The organism is Pseudomonas sp. UBA7530 (genome assembly GCF_002479365.1).
GTDB lineage: Bacteria > Pseudomonadota > Gammaproteobacteria > Pseudomonadales > Pseudomonadaceae > Aquipseudomonas.
In genome coordinates this window covers 1,258,220-1,274,574 of the sequence record NZ_DLMS01000011.1, presented here as the reverse complement: position 1 = coordinate 1,274,574, position 16,355 = coordinate 1,258,220, and the positions used below count along the sequence as shown (strand labels likewise).

Below are 16,355 nucleotides of genomic sequence, written 5' to 3'. Positions count from 1 at the left end.
TCTTTATAGCCTCAGGGGCCGCCCAGCAAAAATAGACGGCGGATCTTACTGGATAGTGCGTACTTTGACAAGTCAAAGGCAGCCGCATACGGACGCTATCGGGGGCTCGGGTCAGCGCGTCCACAATACGGCAAGATTCTTCGGCAGGCGGCGCATCACTTCCACCGCAGAAAGAGGTGCCGGATTATCCGGATTGCGAAAAAAATTTCAACCTGCTTGTATGACTCTTTTAGCCAAGGAGCACTTCATGGAATACCGCAAGCTAGGCCGAACCGATCTCGATGTCAGCGCACTGTGCCTGGGCACCATGACCTGGGGCGAGCAGAACAGCGAGAGCGAAGGCCATGCCCAGATCGAGCGGGCCAAGGCCAGCGGCATCAATTTCATCGATACCGCAGAGATGTACCCGGTACCGCCACGCGCCGAAACCTATAGCAAGACCGAGCAGATCATCGGTAGCTATTTCAGGCGCCACGGCGACCGAGCCGACTGGATTCTGGCCAGCAAGATCGCCGGCCCCGGCAACGGCATCAGCCACATCCGCGATGGCCAGCTCAAATTCAACCGCCAGCACATCGTCGCCGCGCTGGATGCCAGCCTCGAGCGCCTGCAGACCGACTGGATCGACCTGTATCAGCTGCACTGGCCTGAGCGCCCGACCAACTTCTTCGGTCAGCTCGACTACAAACACAAGGACGTTGATTTCACGCCGCTGGAAGAAACGCTCGAAGTGCTCGACGAGCAGATCAAGGCCGGCAAGATTCGCCACATCGGCCTGTCCAACGAAACACCCTGGGGCACCATGAAATTCCTGCAACTGGCCGAGAGCCGCGGCTGGCCGCGCGCGGTATCGATCCAGAACCCGTACAACCTGCTCAACCGCAGCTTCGAGGTCGGCCTGGCCGAAGTGGCCATCCGTGAACAATGCGGTCTGCTGGCCTATTCACCGCTGGCGTTCGGCATGCTCAGCGGCAAGTACGAAGGTGGCGAGAAACCCTCCGGCGCGCGCCTGACACTATTCGAACGTTTCCAGCGCTACAACAATGCGCAGAGCATCGCAGCCACCTCCCGCTACGTGACCCTGGCCCGCGAGCATGGCCTGGACCCGGCGCAGATGGCCCTGGCTTTCGTTACCGCACAGCCGTTCGTGACCAGCAACATCATCGGTGCCACCAGCCTGGAGCAGCTGGACAGCAACATCGCCAGCGCCGGGTTGAAACTCTCCGAAGAGGTGCTTGCCGGTATCGAGGCGATTCACAAGGCGCAGCCCAACCCCGCGCCCTAAAAAAGAGAGGGCTGATCGTTCCTGGCATCGCGTCGCGAGGCCAGGCGATCAGCAAGGCGGGTCGGCTCGGGCAGGCGGTGGCGCCTGACGCAGGCCATGACCAGCTCCGGCGCTCGCTCGAGACTGACCCGATTGCCCGGAGAGACGATCAGCGGTCGCACACCATCCTTGCTGCGCAACACCCAGCCGATTCGCTCGCCTCTCCTGCTCAGCAGCTCGACGCGCGCACCACGCGCCTCATCCAGCTCGGCGTGATGTCCGGTGAGAATCTTCTTGGCCACGCCAATGGTCGGCAAGCCGCTGACCACGCCCAGGTGCGCGGCGATGCCCAGGCCGCGCGGATGGGCGATGCCGTGACCGTCGACGAAGACCAGATCCGGCTCCTGCGGCAGATCAGCCAATGCTCGAAGCAAAGCGGGTAATTCGCGAAAGGACAGCAACCCCGGCACGTAGGGCATGCTGGTGGGGATGCGCGCCACGCATTCGGCCAGCGGTTCGAGAGTATCGGCGTCCAATAGCACTGCGGCAGCGCGAGTGATGGCGCCGCCCTCCTCGAAGCCGACATCCACGCCCGCCAGGCGCCGTAGCGGCGGATAATCGTCCTCCAGCCGTACTTGCCGGGCCAGTTGCGTCTGCAATTCGCGGGCAGTCGCCGGACTGCCGTCCCAATCGGCGAAGGGGGCGGCGGCCAGATCACTCAATCGGGTCATGAGGTTCTCCAGGCATTTCTGCCTTGGAGCCGCGAGGCGACGCCTGAGTTCGCCCCGTGAACCACTACCCCATTACACCAACGAGCGGGAAATGATCTCCTTCATGATCTCGTTGGTACCGGCATAGATACGCTGCACCCGCGCATCAGCCCAGGCGCGCGCAATCGGATACTCCCACATGAAGCCGTAGCCGCCGTGCAGCTGCACGCATTCGTCGAGCACCTTGCACTGCAGGTCTGTGGTCCAGTACTTGAGCATCGCCGCAGTCGGCACGTCGAGCTTGCCCTGCAGGTGCAGCTCCAGACAACGGTCGATGAACACCCGGCCGACCTGAATTTCGGTCGCCATCTCGGCAAGCTTGAAGCGTGTGTTCTGGAAATCCGCCACGGCCTTGCCGAAAGCCTTGCGCTCGCGGGTGTAGTCCAGTGTCCACTTGAGCGCCGCCTCGGCCGAAGCCAGCGCGCCGATGCCGACGGTCAGACGCTCCTGCGGCAATTCCTGCATCAGGTAGGCGAAGCCCATGCCCGGCTGACCCAGCAGGTTTTCCTTGGGTACGCGTACATCCTGGAAGAACAGCTCGGAGGTGTCCTGCGCCTTCATGCCGACTTTTTCCAGGCGCTTGCCCTTGGAGAAGCCCGGCGTGCTGGCTTCTACCAGGAACAGGCTGGTGCCCTTGGCGCCGGCCTTGGGGTCGGTCTTGGCCACGACGATGACCAGATCGGCCAGCCAGCCGTTGGTGATGAAGGTCTTCGAGCCGTTGATGACGTACTCGTCGCCATCGAGCACAGCGGTGGTCTTCACACCCTGCAAGTCGGAGCCGGCGCCCGGCTCGGTCATGGCGATGGCGGTGACCATCTCGCCGCTCACCAGCTTGGGCAGGTAGCGCTGCTTCAGCGCCTCGCTGCCGTAATGCAGGATGTACGGCGCGACGATGTCCGAGTGCAGCGAGAAGCCGATACCGGTCAGCCCCAGACGACCGATCTCCTCGATCACCACGGTGCTGTAGAGGAAGTCAGCGGCCATGCCGCCGTACTCTTCGGGGATATGCGAGCAGAGCATGCCGGCCTCACCCGCCTTGTTCCACAGCGCCCGATCGATATGGCCGTCCTTCTCCCACTGATGATGATGAGGCACCGCTTCCTGCTCGAGAAACTTGCGCACGCTGTCTCGGAACAGTTCATGGTCGGAGCTGAATAGGGTTCTGGGAATCATGGCGCTACCTGTAGTCATCGAGGAATCAGCGCTCGACTTTAGCCAAGCAAACGCTTGCTTACACTGGACACAAGCGCCAAAAAATAAGACGATCCAGCCACCCAGTGACCACTTAGCCTTTATAAAAACAACATATGGTTAATCATCAGTCAGGCGCCTTACGGCGCGTCAGCATTCTCGCCACCGACGGTGTGTTCGCCTCTACGGTGATGCAAGCCAAAGACTTTTTCCACATGGCTGGCGTTCGCTATGCCAAGCAACAGGGTCTTGACCTTAAGCCGCCTTTCGAAATCCACCTGGTCAGCCCCGACGGCCAGCCGGTGAACAGCTTCAGCAATGTACGCGTTTCGGTCGATAGCGGCCTGGACGCCTGCGATGTGATCATCCTGCCGGCCTTCTGGGACGACTTCGATGCGCTCAGCCGTCGTTACCCGCAGGTGCTGGACTGGCTCAAGCGTCAGCATGCAAGCGGCACGGCGATCTGCGGGGAAGCCAGCGGCGTATTCTGGATGGCCGAAGCTGGCCTGCTCGACGGCAAGGAGGCCACTACCTACTGGCGCTTCTTCCGCGAGTTCGCCGAGCGCTTCCCCAAGGTCCTGCTCAACCAGGACAAGCATCTGTCGGATGCCGACAACCTGTATTGCGCCGGCGGCGTAACTTCGGCCTGCGATCTGTACATCTATCTGATCGAGCGTTACTGCGGCGCAGGCGTGGCCCAAGGCGTGGCACGCGACATCCTCTACGAGGTGCAGCGCAGCTATACGCCGGGACGCATCGGCTTCGGCGGGCAGAAGCTGCATCAGGACGTCACTGTGCTGCAGATCCAGCATTGGCTAGAGGAGCACTACGCCGACAAGTTCCGCTTCGAGGATGTTGCCCGTGAACATGGCATGAGCATCCGCAACTTCATGCGCCGCTTCCAGGGCGCTACCGGCGACAAACCGCTGCACTACCTGCAGCGCCTGCGCATCGAAACCGCCAAGAGCCTGCTCTCCTCCACACGCAAGAGCATCAAGACCATCAGCTACGAAGTTGGTTACGACGACGCCAGCTTCTTCGCACGCCTGTTCCGCCAGCACACCGACCTGTCGCCGAACCAGTACCGCCGGCAATTTCAGCAGAAGGAAAAACAGGAGTAAGCGTCGCCCTGCCCGTCGAGTTCGCCAGCTATCTGACGTAGGTGTAAGGCGACAGCAAAGACAACTCGCGGCAACGAGCAAGGCGGCCACTGCCATGGAAGCGGGAAATGGCTTATGTGCAAATCTGCTGGCTTAGCCTCAGCAGAAGCTAGCGAGAAACCGAAGGCCGTAAGGCACGCCCGCAGGCGTAACGCTGTTCACGTAAGCGGCCGAACGCGATCAGTCCCTCACCTCTTCGGAAAAAGGGTTGGGGCGGAGGAACTGACAGCCTTGCTGTATTTCAGCCCTCTCCCCCAACCCCTCTCCCACAAACGGGCGAGGGGAGCCAGGCACATGCAGCCTTGGTGAACAGCGTTGACTTGGTCGCTATTTATCGTGGCTCGTCAGTTTCTCAGGGGCGGTGTGGCCGCGAGAGGAACTCGTGCGATTGCATTTCCAGCAGACGGCTCAGCGTACGCTGGAACTCGAAGCTCAGGCGGCCGCCGGTGTAGAGATCCTTGAGCTCCACCTCGGCAGAGATGATCAGCTTGACGTTGCGGTCGTAGAACTCGTCCACCAGATTGATGAAGCGCCGCGCCATGTCGTCCTTGGCCACGCCCATCTGCTCGACGTTGGCCAGAATCACCGCGTGGAAGATCTTGCCCAGCTCGATGTAGTCGTTCTGGCTGCGCGGGCCGTCGCAGAGTTCGCGGAACTCGAACCAGGCCACGTCCTCGCACACACGTACGGCGTTGATCGCGCGGTTCTCGATCATCAGCGCCTCGTTCTCCACCATGTGCGTGCAGTCGGGCAGCAGGCTCTGGAAGCTCTTGCGCAGGCTCTCCTCCGCCGTCGGCCCGAGTGGGTAGTGGAACAGCTCGGCCTGCTCCAGTGCACGCAGGCGGTAGTCGACGCCGCTGTCGACGTTGATGATATCGGTATGTTCCTTGAGCAAAGCGATGGCTGGCAGGAAGCGCGCACGCTGCAGGCCATCCTTGTACAGGCCGTCCGGAACGATGTTGGAGGTGGCGACCAGCGACACACCGTTCTTGAACAGCTCTTCGAGCAGTGTGGCGAGGATCATCGCGTCGGTGATGTCGCTGACGAAGAACTCGTCGAAGCAGATCACCCGCGCCTCGTCGGCGAAACGCTTGCCAATGATGGTCAGCGGATTCTTCTCGCCCTTGAGGGTCTTCATTTCCTCGTGCACGCGCTTCATGAAACGGTGGAAGTGGGTGCGCATCTTCTGCTCGAACGGCAGCGCATCGAAGAAGGTGTCGACCAGATAGGTCTTGCCGCGTCCCACGCCGCCCCAGAAGTAAAGGCCCTTGACCGGCCCCTGCGGCTTCTTGCCGAACAGCTTGCCCATCAGCCCGGACTTGCCCTGGTCGCGCGCGATCAGATCGTCGTATAGACGCTGCAGATGGCGGACGGCATTTTCCTGGGCCGCATCATGGAAGAAGTCGGGCCGCTTGAGGTCGGCCTGATAACGCTCGAGAGGGGTCATGATTCGTTAGAGCCTGTTCAAAGTCTGCTGCGCGTCGGGCCTGCTGCGTTAGAAACAGTCTGGAACGCCAGCCCGGTCGAATGCTCATGTACACCAGTACACTCCGCGTCCTCGCCTGTCTCTGCCTTGCATGCCTCTAGCTCGCGAGCCTTTAAACAGGCTCTCGGCCGGCAAGTAAAAACGGGGGCGTCACTTTAGCGACGCCCCCGTTTGTTGGCAATCATGGCCGTAGCGCGGATGCAATCCGGGAGTCTTGGCGGTACCCGCCCCGGATTTCATCCAGGCTACTTCAATCCTGCGGCGCAAGCGCCTCACGCAGGCGGGCGATGGCAGCTTCCACGGCCTGACCGTCGGCAAATTCGGGGCTGCCTGCCACGTTTTCACCGTCAATCCATACCGAGAACGCCAGACCATCGGCACGCACATCCAGCGCTTCGCCGGACTGCAGGCGCTTGTTGACCATACCGGCCGACTTGCCATCGGCGAAGGATTTCGACAACAGCAGTTGCTCGCCATCGACATCCAGCAGACGGAAGCGGAAGCTGCCGTCGTCATCGCGGAAGCTGACGAAGCGTGCGCTCTTGCTGGCTTTCTTCTTCTCGCCAGTAGCCACCTGCACCTGCTCACGGAACGAGCGCAAGCCCACCGCCTCGCGCAGTTCGCCGAGGAATGGTGTGGCGATCTTGCGCGCCTTGGCGGCGCCGGCGAGGAGAATGTCCTCCAAATCGGCCGGCTTGGCGATCAGCGCGTTGTAGCGCTCGCGCGCCTCGCCCAGAGTGTCTTCGAGCAGCTGATACAGGCGATTCTTCGCCTCGCCCCAGGCCAGGCCACCTTCCAGGTCAGCGCGGAACTCGGCCTGCTGCGACTGGCTGGCGAAGGCCTGGTACAGGGTGAACAGGTGCGAGCCTTCGGCGTCCTTGGGTTCCCCCGGCAGCCTGGAATCGGTAACGATGCGCGCCACGGCATCCTTGAGCTGCTTCGCGGTGCCGAACAGCGGGATGGTGTTGTCGTAGCTCTTGCTCATCTTGCGCCCGTCGAGGCCCGGTAGCGTCGCCACCTCCTCCTCGATCACCACCTCGGGCAGCACGAAAAGGTCCTTGCCCTTGCCGAACAGGTGATTGAAGCGCTGGCCGATGTCACGGGCCATTTCCACGTGCTGGATCTGGTCGCGCCCCACCGGCACCTTCTTCGCGTTGAACATCAGAATGTCCGCCGCCATCAGCACCGGGTAGCTGAACAGGCCCATGGTCACGCCGGCGTCCGGGTCTTCACCGGCTTCTATATTCTTGTCCACCGAGGCCTTGTAGGCATGGGCACGGTTGAGCAGGCCCTTGCCGGCGACGCAGGTCAGCAGCCAGCACAGCTCGGGAATCTCGGGAATGTCGGACTGACGGTAGAAAGTCGCCTTGTCGGTATCCAGGCCCAGCGCCAGCCAGGTGGCGGCGATCTCCAGACGCGAGCGCTGGATGCGCGCCGGGTCATCGCACTTGATCAGCGCGTGGTAGTCGGCGAGGAAGTAGAACGAGTCCATCTGCGGGTCGCGGCTGGCCGCAATGGCCGGGCGGATGGCGCCGGCATAATTGCCCAGGTGCGGCGTGCCGGTGGTGGTGATACCGGTAAGGATACGGGTGGTCATGACGTTCGCTTAGAAATGGCTGGAAAACTTACAGTCGAGGCAACAGCAGATCCTTCAGATCCGTCAGCTTGCCGTGAAAAAAGTGACCGCATTCTGCCACTTTCAACAGCTCGTGGGCACGCCCGAGATTGGCCGACCACTCGTAGACCGCCTGCGGCTCGACCACTTCGTCGGCGTCAGGCTGGATCACCACCAGCGGACACTGGCTGGCCGGTGGCGTATCGGCCGTCAGACGATGCACCGCCGGTGCGACCATGAACAGCTTGCTGAGCGTAACGCCCTGTGCCTCCAGGCGAGCGCCCAGCGCAGCCGCCACGAAACCGCCGAAGGAGAAGCCCAGCAGGGTGATAGGCAGATTCGGGTACTTTTCCTGCAGCCAGGCAGCGACGGCTTCGGCGTCGTCCACTTCGCCAGTGCCCATGTCGTGACTGCCGGCACTGGCGCCAACACCGCGGTAGTTGAACCGCAGCGTGTGATAACCACAGTCACGCGCGGTACGCTGCAGCGTGGACACCACCTTGTTGAGCATGGTGCCGCCCTGTACCGGGTTGGGATGGCAGACCAACGCCACGCCCCGGGCGTCAGGCACCTCCAGTAGAAGGGCTTCGAGTTGGCCTACCGGGCCCTGAATGAAAAGAGGGGTTTCGCGACTGAGCAACACTGAACTCCGTGACCCCACATCGGGTCGACTCGTCTAGCAAACTGCCTGTGCGGCAAATGACCCTGTTCAGCGTTTCACACGCTCGCGCAATGCAAGGCAAAACAGGAGAGGAAACGCAGTGTACTGTTGTACATGAGCATTCCGAACCTGTTTTTACCCAGCATTGCCAACATGCAATAAACTCCGAGCAGGTTCTGGTCGTATACAGCACAGGCTCAAGCCGCTAACGTAAAGCAAAGCCGTTTTGAGAGGAAGGACTCGTGGAACAGACCGTTACAGCCTGGTTGATACCCGCTCTGACCCTGGTGGTCGGCATCGCCGTGGGCTTTGTGCTCGCCCGCCTGGCCCCCAATGCTGCACCTGGCCGTACGCAGCGGCAGATGGATGAAATGCAGGCGCGCTTCGAGGCCTACCAGAGCGAAGTGGTGACCCACTTCAACACCACCGCCAGCCTGGTTAAGAAACTTACCCAGAGCTATCAGGACGTGCAGGAGCACCTGTCCGACGGTGCCAACCGCCTGGCCCTGGACGAACTGACCCGCCAGCGCCTGCTGGCCACCCTGAACAGCACAGACTCGAGTGAAAAGCGCGAGCGCCTGACGCCGCCGAAGAACCACGAAATGCCCAAGGACTATGCGCCGAAGAGCGATGGCCCCGGCATGCTGGACGAAAGCTACGGGTTGAAGAAGTAACCAACCTGCACGTCCGGCTAGAACACAAAGCCCCGCAATGCGGGGCTTTTTCGTTGGCACCGGCGGCGGGTCATCCGCAGTCGCGCGCAGCTTCATCCCGGTCATCCGCTCAAAGAGTCTGTGGAAAAGCGGATCGCCGCGCCCCCTGCAAGAACAGCCTCAGCCTCCAGCCAGGCGCCATGACCTTCGCGGACAAGTCCGCTCCCACAGGGGGAGCGGTGGTGCTGTTGTGGGAGCGGACTTGTCCGCGAATGCTCGTCGGCCCATCGATAGTGCCCTAGGCGCTAGAGGGTTGCCGCACGCCTGTCGGCCCCCCTGCACTGCATCCTCACCGCCCCCCAGAACGAAAAAGCCCCGCACGAGGGCGGGGCTTTCGTTCAGCAGGCGACCGTCAGATCGCGCCGCGGCTACGCAACAGATCCAGCACCGCCTTGACGCCCTCCTCGACCGACTGAGTCTGGGTGTCGATCACCAGATCGGCATCCAGCGGTACGTCATAGGGGAAGCCTTCACCGGGGATGTTGTCGCCACCGGCGGCATACAGCCCCTGCGGGTCACGCTCGGCGCAGATCTGCGGAGAGGCCTGGACGTAGACGGTGACCAGACGCTCGCTGCCGATCAGCGCCTTGGCCTGCTCGCGGCCCTCGGCATCCGGGGCGACGAACGCTGCCAGGGCGATCAGCCCCGCCTCGTTGAACTGGCGCGCTACATGGGCGGCACGGCGCCAGTTCTCGGCGCGGCCGGCGCGATCCTGCGGCAGACCCTTGTTCAGGTCATGGCGCAGGTTCTGCCCGTCGAGCACGTACACGGCGCGGCCCATGTCGAACAGCTTGCGCTCGACCGCATAGGCCAGGGTGCTCTTGCCCGCGCCGGAGAGGCCGCTGAACAGCACGGTGGCCGGCTGCTGGCCGAAGCGCGAGGCGCGCTCCTCGGTCGACACATGGGCCAGACGGCCATGCTGACCGCCGCCATGGGCGACCGGATCGGCGATGATCATGCCGGCGCCGACGGTGCCATTGGTCAGGCGATCGATGACGATGAAGGCACCGGTGGTGCGGTTGTACTCGTAGCCATCCAGGGCAATCGGCGCGTCCAGGGCGATCTTCACCCGGCCGATCTCGTTGAGCTTCAGCTCACTTGCCGCGCCCTGCTCCAGGGTGTTCACGTCAACGCGATGAACGATGCTGGGGATCGAGCCGGGCACGTAGCTGGTGGCGCGCTTGATGTCGTATTTCTTGCCCGGCAGCATCGGCTCTTCGCCCATCCACACCAGCATGGCCTCGAAGCTGTCGGTGACCTGCGGGCGGTTGTCGGCATGCACCAGCATGTCGCCGCGTGAAACGTCGATCTCGTCTTCCAGAGTCAGAGTGATCGCCTGGCCCGGGCCGGCATGCTCCAGCTCGCCCTCGAAGGTGACGATGGATTTGACCTTGCTGGTCTTGCCCGAAGGCAGCGCCATGACCTCATCGCCCTTGCGCACGATGCCGCTGGCCAGGGTGCCGGCGAAACCGCGGAAGTTGAGGTTCGGGCGGTTGACGTACTGCACCGGGAAGCGCAGGTCGTCGAAGTTGCGATCACCCGCCACTTCCACGCTTTCGAGGATTTCCATCAGCGACTGGCCGCTGTACCAGGGCGAGCGCTCGGATTTGTTGACCACGTTGTCGCCCTTGAGCGCCGACATCGGCACGAACTCAAGGGTGGTCGGACGCAGGTTGATCTTCTCGGCGAAGGCCAGGTAGTCGGCCTTGATCTGCTCGAACACGCCCTGGTCGAAATCCTTCAGATCCATCTTGTTGACGGCGACGACGATGTGCTTGATGCCCAGCAAGGACGCGATGAAGCTGTGGCGCTTGGTCTGGGTTTGCACGCCATAACGGGCGTCGATCAGGATGATGGCCAGGTCGCAGGTCGAGGCGCCGGTGGCCATGTTGCGCGTGTACTGCTCATGGCCGGGGGTGTCGGCGATGATGAACTTGCGCTTGGCGGTGGAGAAGTAGCGGTAGGCGACATCGATGGTGATGCCCTGCTCGCGCTCGGCCTGCAGGCCGTCGACCAGCAGCGCCAGGTCGACTTCCTCGCCGGTGGTGCCGCTCTTCTTGGAATCCTTGGTGATGGCTTCCAGGTGATCTTCATAGATCATCTTGGAGTCGTGCAGCAGGCGGCCGATCAACGTGCTCTTGCCGTCATCGACGTTGCCGCAGGTGAGGAAGCGCAGCAGTTCCTTGCGCTCGTGCTGAGCCAGGTAGGCGTGAATGTCCTGGCTGATCAAATCGGATTGGTGACTCATGGTGCGTGATCCTCAGAAATAGCCCTGACGTTTCTTCTCTTCCATCGACCCGGCGGCGTCGTGATCGATCACGCGGCCCTGGCGCTCGGAAGTCCGGGTCAGGAGCATTTCCTGGATGATGTCGGTCAGGCTTTCCGCCTCGGACTCCACCGCGCCGGTCAGCGGGTAGCAGCCCAGGGTGCGGAAACGCACTTTCTTCTTCTGGATGCGCGCCTTTTCCTCGTCGGTGAGGTGCTCGAGGATGCGTTCGTCATCGATCATGATCAGCGTGCCGTTCTTCTCGATCACTTCGCGCTCGGCAGCGAAGTACAGCGGCACGATTGGGATCTGCTCCAGGTAGATGTATTGCCAGATGTCCAGCTCGGTCCAGTTCGACAGCGGGAAGACGCGGATCGACTCGCCCTTCTTGACCTTGCCGTTGTACACGTTCCACAGCTCGGGGCGCTGGTTCTTCGGGTCCCAACGGTGCTTGCTGTCGCGGAAGGAATACACGCGCTCCTTGGCGCGCGACTTCTCTTCGTCGCGGCGCGCGCCACCGAAGGCGGCATCGAAGCCGTACTTGTCCAGCGCCTGCTTGAGACCTTCGGTCTTCATCACGTCGGTGTGCTTGGCACTGCCGTAGGTGAAGGGGTTCATGTCCTGTGCCACACCGTCGGGGTTGATGTGGGTCAGCAGATCCAGGCCGTATTCACTGACCATCTTTTCGCGAAAGCGGTACATCTCCTGGAATTTCCAGCGCGTATCGACGTGTAGCACCGGGAACGGCAGCTTGCCGGGGAAGAATGCCTTGCGGGCCAGGTGCAGCATCACGGCTGAATCCTTGCCGATGGAATAGAGCATCACCGGGTTGTCGAATTCGGCGGCCACTTCACGAATGATGTGGATGCTTTCCGCCTCGAGCTGTTTCAAGTGCGTCAGTTTGTCGAGCATGGCTACTCACGGTTTGCTGTTATGGGGCCGGCGGGCCGTGGACGAGCGCGCACTCTATCACAGCGTCTGCTTATACTCAGGACGCTGGTTAGACCGAAACGATCTAGGGTTATACCTGCGCGTTCAGACGCTTCAGACCGGATTCGGGCAGTCGATGAACAGGTGTTCAAGGGCGAAACGCCGCGCCAGATAATCGCCCAGCGCCTGCACGCCATAGCGCTCTGTGGCATGGTGGCCTGCAGCGATGAAGCTCACGCCATTCTCCCGCGCGCTGTGGAATGTCTGCTCCGAGGCTTCGCCGGTCAGGTAAAGATCGACACCAGCGGCGATCGCCTGATCGATATAGCCCTGCCCGCCCCCCGTGCACCAGCCGACCCGGCGGATCAGGCCTTCGCCTTCCACCAGCAGCGGCTCACGCCCCAGCGCCTGCTGTACGTGACGGGCGAAATCGATAGCACTCATCGGCTCTGTCAGCGAGCCGACGAGGCCAACGGTGCGCGGGTTTTCCGGCTCCAGCGGGCCCTCGACGACGATGCCCAACTGCCGAGCGAGCTGCACGTTATTGCCCACTTCGGGATGAACATCGAGCGGCAGGTGATAGGCCAGCAAGCTGATGTCATGAGCCAGCAACGCTTTCAGACGACGCTGTTTCATGCCGGTGACGCAGGGGTTTTCACCCTTCCAGAAATAGCCGTGATGGACCAGCAGCACATCGGCCTCGGCGTCGATGGCGGCTTCGATCAGAGCCTGGCTGGCGGTGACGCCGCTGACGATACGACTGACCTGCGGACGCCCCTCGACTTGCAGGCCGTTAGGGCAGTAATCGCTGATGCGCGACGCGTTCAGAAAAGCGTCAGCTTCTTCCACCAACGTGGACAGGGCAATGGCCATTAAGATTCCTCTCAAGCTGTTGCGGGCCGCTGCCTAATTGGCGAGCACCTCACTATAATGCGCCACCTTAAGGGCCGAATTTGGCCCCTGCAACTCTCAGGATTGTCTCGATGCCCCAGGCACTGCGTTTTCTCGGTTGGCCCCTGCTGGTTGGTGTGCTGCTCGCACTGCTGCTGATCCAGCGCTACCCGCAATGGGTAGGCTTGCCAAGCCAGGACGTGCAACTGGTGCAGGCACCCATCTACAGCCGCCTGCAGGAAGGGCCGGTGTCCTACGCCGAGGCCGTCGACACTGCTTCGCCGGCGGTAGCCAACCTGTACACCACCAAGCTGGTGAGCAAACCGGCGCACCCACTGTTCGAAGACCCGACATTCCGCCGCTTCTTCGGCGACAACCTGCCACGCCAGCAGCGTATGGAGTCGAGCCTGGGCTCAGCGGTGCTGATGAGCAAGGAAGGCTACCTGCTGACCAACAACCATGTGGTCAGTGGCGCCGATCAGATCGTCGTGGCCCTCAAGGACGGGCGCGAAACCCTGGCGCGGGTGATCGGCAACGACCCGGAAACCGATCTGGCAGTCTTGAAGATCGACCTGCCCAATCTGCAGGCCATCACCCTAGGCCGCTCCGACAGCATTCGCATCGGCGACGTCACCCTGGCCATCGGCAACCCCTTCGGCGTGGGCCAGACCGTGACCATGGGCATCATCAGCGCCACCGGGCGCAACCAGTTGGGCCTCAACACCTACGAAGACTTCATCCAGACCGACGCGGCCATCAACCCGGGCAACTCCGGCGGCGCGCTGGTCGATGCGCACGGCAACCTGGTTGGCATCAACACGGCGATCTTCTCCAAGTCCGGCGGCTCGCAGGGCATCGGTTTCGCCATCCCGGTGAAGCTGGCGATGGAGGTGATGCGCGCCATCATCGAGCATGGCCAGGTAATTCGTGGGTACCTGGGGGTCGAGGTGCAGCCGCTGACGCCGGAACTGGCCGAATCCTTCGGCCTCGATGGCCGCCCCGGCATCGTCGTCGCTGGCGTCTACCGTGACGGCCCGGCACAGAAGGCCGGTCTGCAACCGGGCGACCTGATTCTCAGCATCGATGGCGAACCGGCCAGCGACGGCCGCCGCTCGATGAACCAGGTGGCGCGCACCAAGCCAGGTGACAAGATCAGCATTGAGGTGCTACGCAACGGCAAGCCGCTGCAGCTGACCGCCGAGATCGGTATCCGCCCTCCCGTTAACGGCAACTGATCAACCAGCATTTTCAGGTGGGAACTTTTCTCGGTTGAGGTTATTGTAATGTTATTACATTAATTACAATTCTCGGGAGATTCCCTTGCGCGCCACCACCGCCCTGCTTGCCGGCAGCCTGCTAACACCTTGGGTCGTTGCCGCAGAATCTCCGGCCCAACTCGCTGACAGCATCATCAGCGCCCCCAGCGAACAGGCCGATGGGCCGGTGCAGGGCTACCGCGCCAAACGCTCGGCCAGCGCCACCCGCACCGATACGCCGATCAGCGAGATTCCTCAGGCCATCAGCGTGGTGCCCGCGCAGGTGCTGGAAGATCTTGGCAGCAGCCGTATCGATCGCGCCCTGGACTTCGCCGGCGGCGTGTCGCGGCAGAACAACTTTGGCGGCCTGACCTTTCTCAACTACAGCGTGCGCGGCTTCACCACTGGCGAGCTGTATCGCAACGGCTTCGCCATCAACCGCGGCAGCTACAGCTCGCCGGACGCCTCGGCCATCGAGCGCCTGGAAGTGCTCAAGGGGCCGGCCGCCGCGCTGTACGGGCGTGGCGATCCCGGCGGGCTGGTCAACATCGTCACCAAGCGCCCGCAGCTCGAAGCTTTCACTCAGTTCAAGGCCAGTGCCGGGCGCTGGGATCGCTACCGCAGCAGCCTCGACGTCAACAGCCCGCTGAACGATGAGGGCACGCTGCTCTCGCGGGTCAACCTGGCGGTGGAGGACAACGGCAGCTTTCGCGATCACGTCGGCAATCAACGGCAGATCGTCAACCCGACATTCAGCTGGCAACTGTCGCCTGACACCCTGCTGATGATCGACAGCGAGTTCTCGCGCACCGATGCGGTATTCGACCGTGGCATTCCCGCCGTCGACGGCAAGACGGGAGTGGTCAAGCGCTCTACCTTCCTCGGCGAGCCCAACGACGGCAAGATTCGCAACGACAACCAGTTGCTGCAGGTGAGCCTCGAACACTACCTGAACGATGCCTGGAAAATGCGTCTGGCCAGCCATTACAGCCAGGGCACGCTGGATGGCAACAGCTCCGAGACGTCGCGGCTGATCGGTGATCAGGTCACTCGTTTTTACCGCGAGCGCAGCTTCGAGTGGAACGACAGCATCACCCAGGCCGAGCTGCACGGTCAGTTCGACTGGGCCGGCTGGCAGCACCAGACGCTGCTGGGCCTCGAATACGAGAACTACCGTAACAGCCAGAAATACCCGCAAAGCGTCACCGGCCTGGGCTACGGTCTGGACATCTATAACCCGATCTACGGCCAGCCCAAGCCCCCCATCGTAAACCCCAACGACTTTCACGAGCACACGGAAAGCTACGCCCTCAACCTGCAGGACCAGATCAGCTTCAGCGAGCGCTGGAGCGGCCTGCTCGGCGTGCGTCTGGAGCGTTTCGAGCAGACCGCGCTGAACCGCAGCACACGGGTCAGCAACGAGCAGAGCAAGGATGTCGCCACACCGCGCGCCGGCGTGCTCTATCAGCTGACTCCGGAAGTCGGCGTGTTCGCCAACGCCTCGATGTCGTTCAAGCCCAACGCCATCGGTGCCCAGGGCCAGGTGTTCAAGCCGGAGAAAGGTCTCGGCTACGAGACCGGCCTGAAGCTCGACCTGGCAGACGGGCGCATCGGCGCCACCGTGGCGTTGTTCCATATCGAAAAGGAAAACGTGCTGACCGCCGACCCGAACAACCCCGGCGACAGTGTCGCCGCCGGCAAGGCCCGCAGCCAGGGCCTGGATCTGCAGGTCAGCGGCCAGCTCAGCGACGCCCTAAGGGTGATCGGCGCCTACGCCTATATCGACGCCGAGGTAACCAAGGACAACAGCATCCCCGAGAGCAGCGACCTGCTTGGTATCGCTCGCAACAGCGCCAGCCTGATGAGCGTTTACCAATTCCAGGGCGGCGCGCTGCAGGGTTCCGAACTGGGGGCAGCGATCACCTACGTTGGCGACCGTTCCGGGCAGACCGGCAGCGATTTCGAATTGCCGGCCTACACCACGGTCGACCTGCTCGCCCGCTGGCAGGCGACGAACGATCTGAGCCTGGGCCTGAATCTCAATAACCTGTTCGACCGCAAGTACTACGAACGCGCGTTCAACAACGTCTGGGTAATACCCGGCGACCCACGCAACCTCAGTGTCAGCCTGACCCTCAACCTCTGAATCGGA

Annotated in this window: 13 protein-coding genes; 5 read left to right on the top strand and 8 right to left on the bottom strand. The window is 62.3% G+C overall.

Annotated features, from left to right (window positions below):
- Positions 1 to 247 precede the first annotated feature (247 nt).
- Positions 248 to 1,285, top strand: coding sequence for an NADP(H)-dependent aldo-keto reductase (locus tag B2U07_RS19625; RefSeq protein ID WP_296277567.1), 1,038 nt, complete (start codon positions 248 to 250; stop codon positions 1,283 to 1,285).
- Here B2U07_RS19625 and nfi read toward each other — a convergent pair.
- Together nfi and B2U07_RS19615 are read right to left on the bottom strand one after the other, a co-directional pair.
- The gene (nfi, locus tag B2U07_RS19620) at positions 1,282 to 1,995 is read right to left on the bottom strand and encodes a deoxyribonuclease V (RefSeq protein ID WP_296277566.1); all 714 of its coding nucleotides are present in this window, start codon (positions 1,993 to 1,995) and stop codon (positions 1,282 to 1,284) included. The two genes, B2U07_RS19625 and nfi, sit on opposite strands and share 4 nt — an antisense overlap.
- A gap of 72 nt (positions 1,996 to 2,067) precedes the next feature.
- Complete coding sequence (locus B2U07_RS19615) at positions 2,068 to 3,207, bottom strand: acyl-CoA dehydrogenase family protein (protein WP_419096358.1); 1,140 nt, start codon at positions 3,205 to 3,207, stop codon at positions 2,068 to 2,070.
- Positions 3,208 to 3,440: 233 nt separating this feature from the next.
- On the opposite strand from B2U07_RS19615, the gene B2U07_RS19610 reads away from it, so the two are divergent.
- Positions 3,441 to 4,346 (top strand): GlxA family transcriptional regulator, encoded by a 906-nt coding sequence (locus B2U07_RS19610; RefSeq protein WP_296277637.1) that lies wholly within the window; start codon positions 3,441 to 3,443, stop codon positions 4,344 to 4,346.
- 391 nt (positions 4,347 to 4,737) lie between these two features.
- Here B2U07_RS19610 and zapE read toward each other — a convergent pair whose 3' ends face one another.
- The 3 genes from zapE to B2U07_RS19595 all read right to left on the bottom strand — a co-directional run bounded on the left by zapE (position 4,738) and on the right by B2U07_RS19595 (position 8,126).
- On the bottom strand, positions 4,738 to 5,832 hold the full coding sequence (gene zapE / locus B2U07_RS19605) for a cell division protein ZapE (protein WP_296277565.1): 1,095 nt from the start codon (positions 5,830 to 5,832) through the stop codon (positions 4,738 to 4,740).
- Between the two features lie 289 nt (positions 5,833 to 6,121).
- A complete protein-coding gene (locus B2U07_RS19600; protein WP_275547035.1) occupies positions 6,122 to 7,468 on the bottom strand; it encodes a tryptophan--tRNA ligase in 1,347 nt (448 codons plus the stop codon).
- Positions 7,469 to 7,496: 28 nt separating this feature from the next.
- Positions 7,497 to 8,126, bottom strand: coding sequence for an alpha/beta hydrolase (locus B2U07_RS19595; protein WP_275547034.1), 630 nt, complete (start codon positions 8,124 to 8,126; stop codon positions 7,497 to 7,499).
- 263 nt (positions 8,127 to 8,389) lie between these two features.
- On the opposite strand from B2U07_RS19595, the gene B2U07_RS19590 reads away from it, so the two are divergent.
- Complete coding sequence (locus tag B2U07_RS19590) at positions 8,390 to 8,821, top strand: YhcB family protein (RefSeq protein WP_197857517.1); 432 nt, start codon at positions 8,390 to 8,392, stop codon at positions 8,819 to 8,821.
- 391 nt (positions 8,822 to 9,212) lie between these two features.
- On the opposite strand, the gene cysN is transcribed toward B2U07_RS19590, so the two are convergent.
- From cysN to B2U07_RS19575, 3 genes are all read right to left on the bottom strand, one after another.
- The gene (gene cysN, locus B2U07_RS19585; RefSeq protein ID WP_275547033.1) at positions 9,213 to 11,108 is read right to left on the bottom strand and encodes a sulfate adenylyltransferase subunit CysN; all 1,896 of its coding nucleotides are present in this window, start codon (positions 11,106 to 11,108) and stop codon (positions 9,213 to 9,215) included.
- 12 nt (positions 11,109 to 11,120) lie between these two features.
- Positions 11,121 to 12,038, bottom strand: a complete 918-nt coding sequence (gene cysD / locus B2U07_RS19580) for a sulfate adenylyltransferase subunit CysD (protein ID WP_275547032.1) — start codon at positions 12,036 to 12,038, stop codon at positions 11,121 to 11,123.
- 132 nt (positions 12,039 to 12,170) lie between these two features.
- Positions 12,171 to 12,929 carry a Nif3-like dinuclear metal center hexameric protein gene (locus B2U07_RS19575; RefSeq protein ID WP_275547031.1) on the bottom strand — a complete coding sequence of 253 codons (759 nt, stop codon included), beginning with the start codon at positions 12,927 to 12,929 and terminating at the stop codon, positions 12,171 to 12,173.
- A 110-nt stretch (positions 12,930 to 13,039) separates the two neighbouring features.
- Between B2U07_RS19575 and algW the strand changes: the two genes are divergently transcribed.
- Positions 13,040 to 14,182, top strand: a complete 1,143-nt coding sequence (gene algW, locus B2U07_RS19570; RefSeq protein ID WP_296277564.1) for a Do family serine endopeptidase AlgW — start codon at positions 13,040 to 13,042, stop codon at positions 14,180 to 14,182.
- Positions 14,183 to 14,354: 172 nt separating this feature from the next.
- Positions 14,355 to 16,349, top strand: a complete 1,995-nt coding sequence (locus B2U07_RS19565) for a TonB-dependent siderophore receptor (protein ID WP_296277636.1) — start codon at positions 14,355 to 14,357, stop codon at positions 16,347 to 16,349.
- Positions 16,350 to 16,355 lie beyond the last annotated feature (6 nt).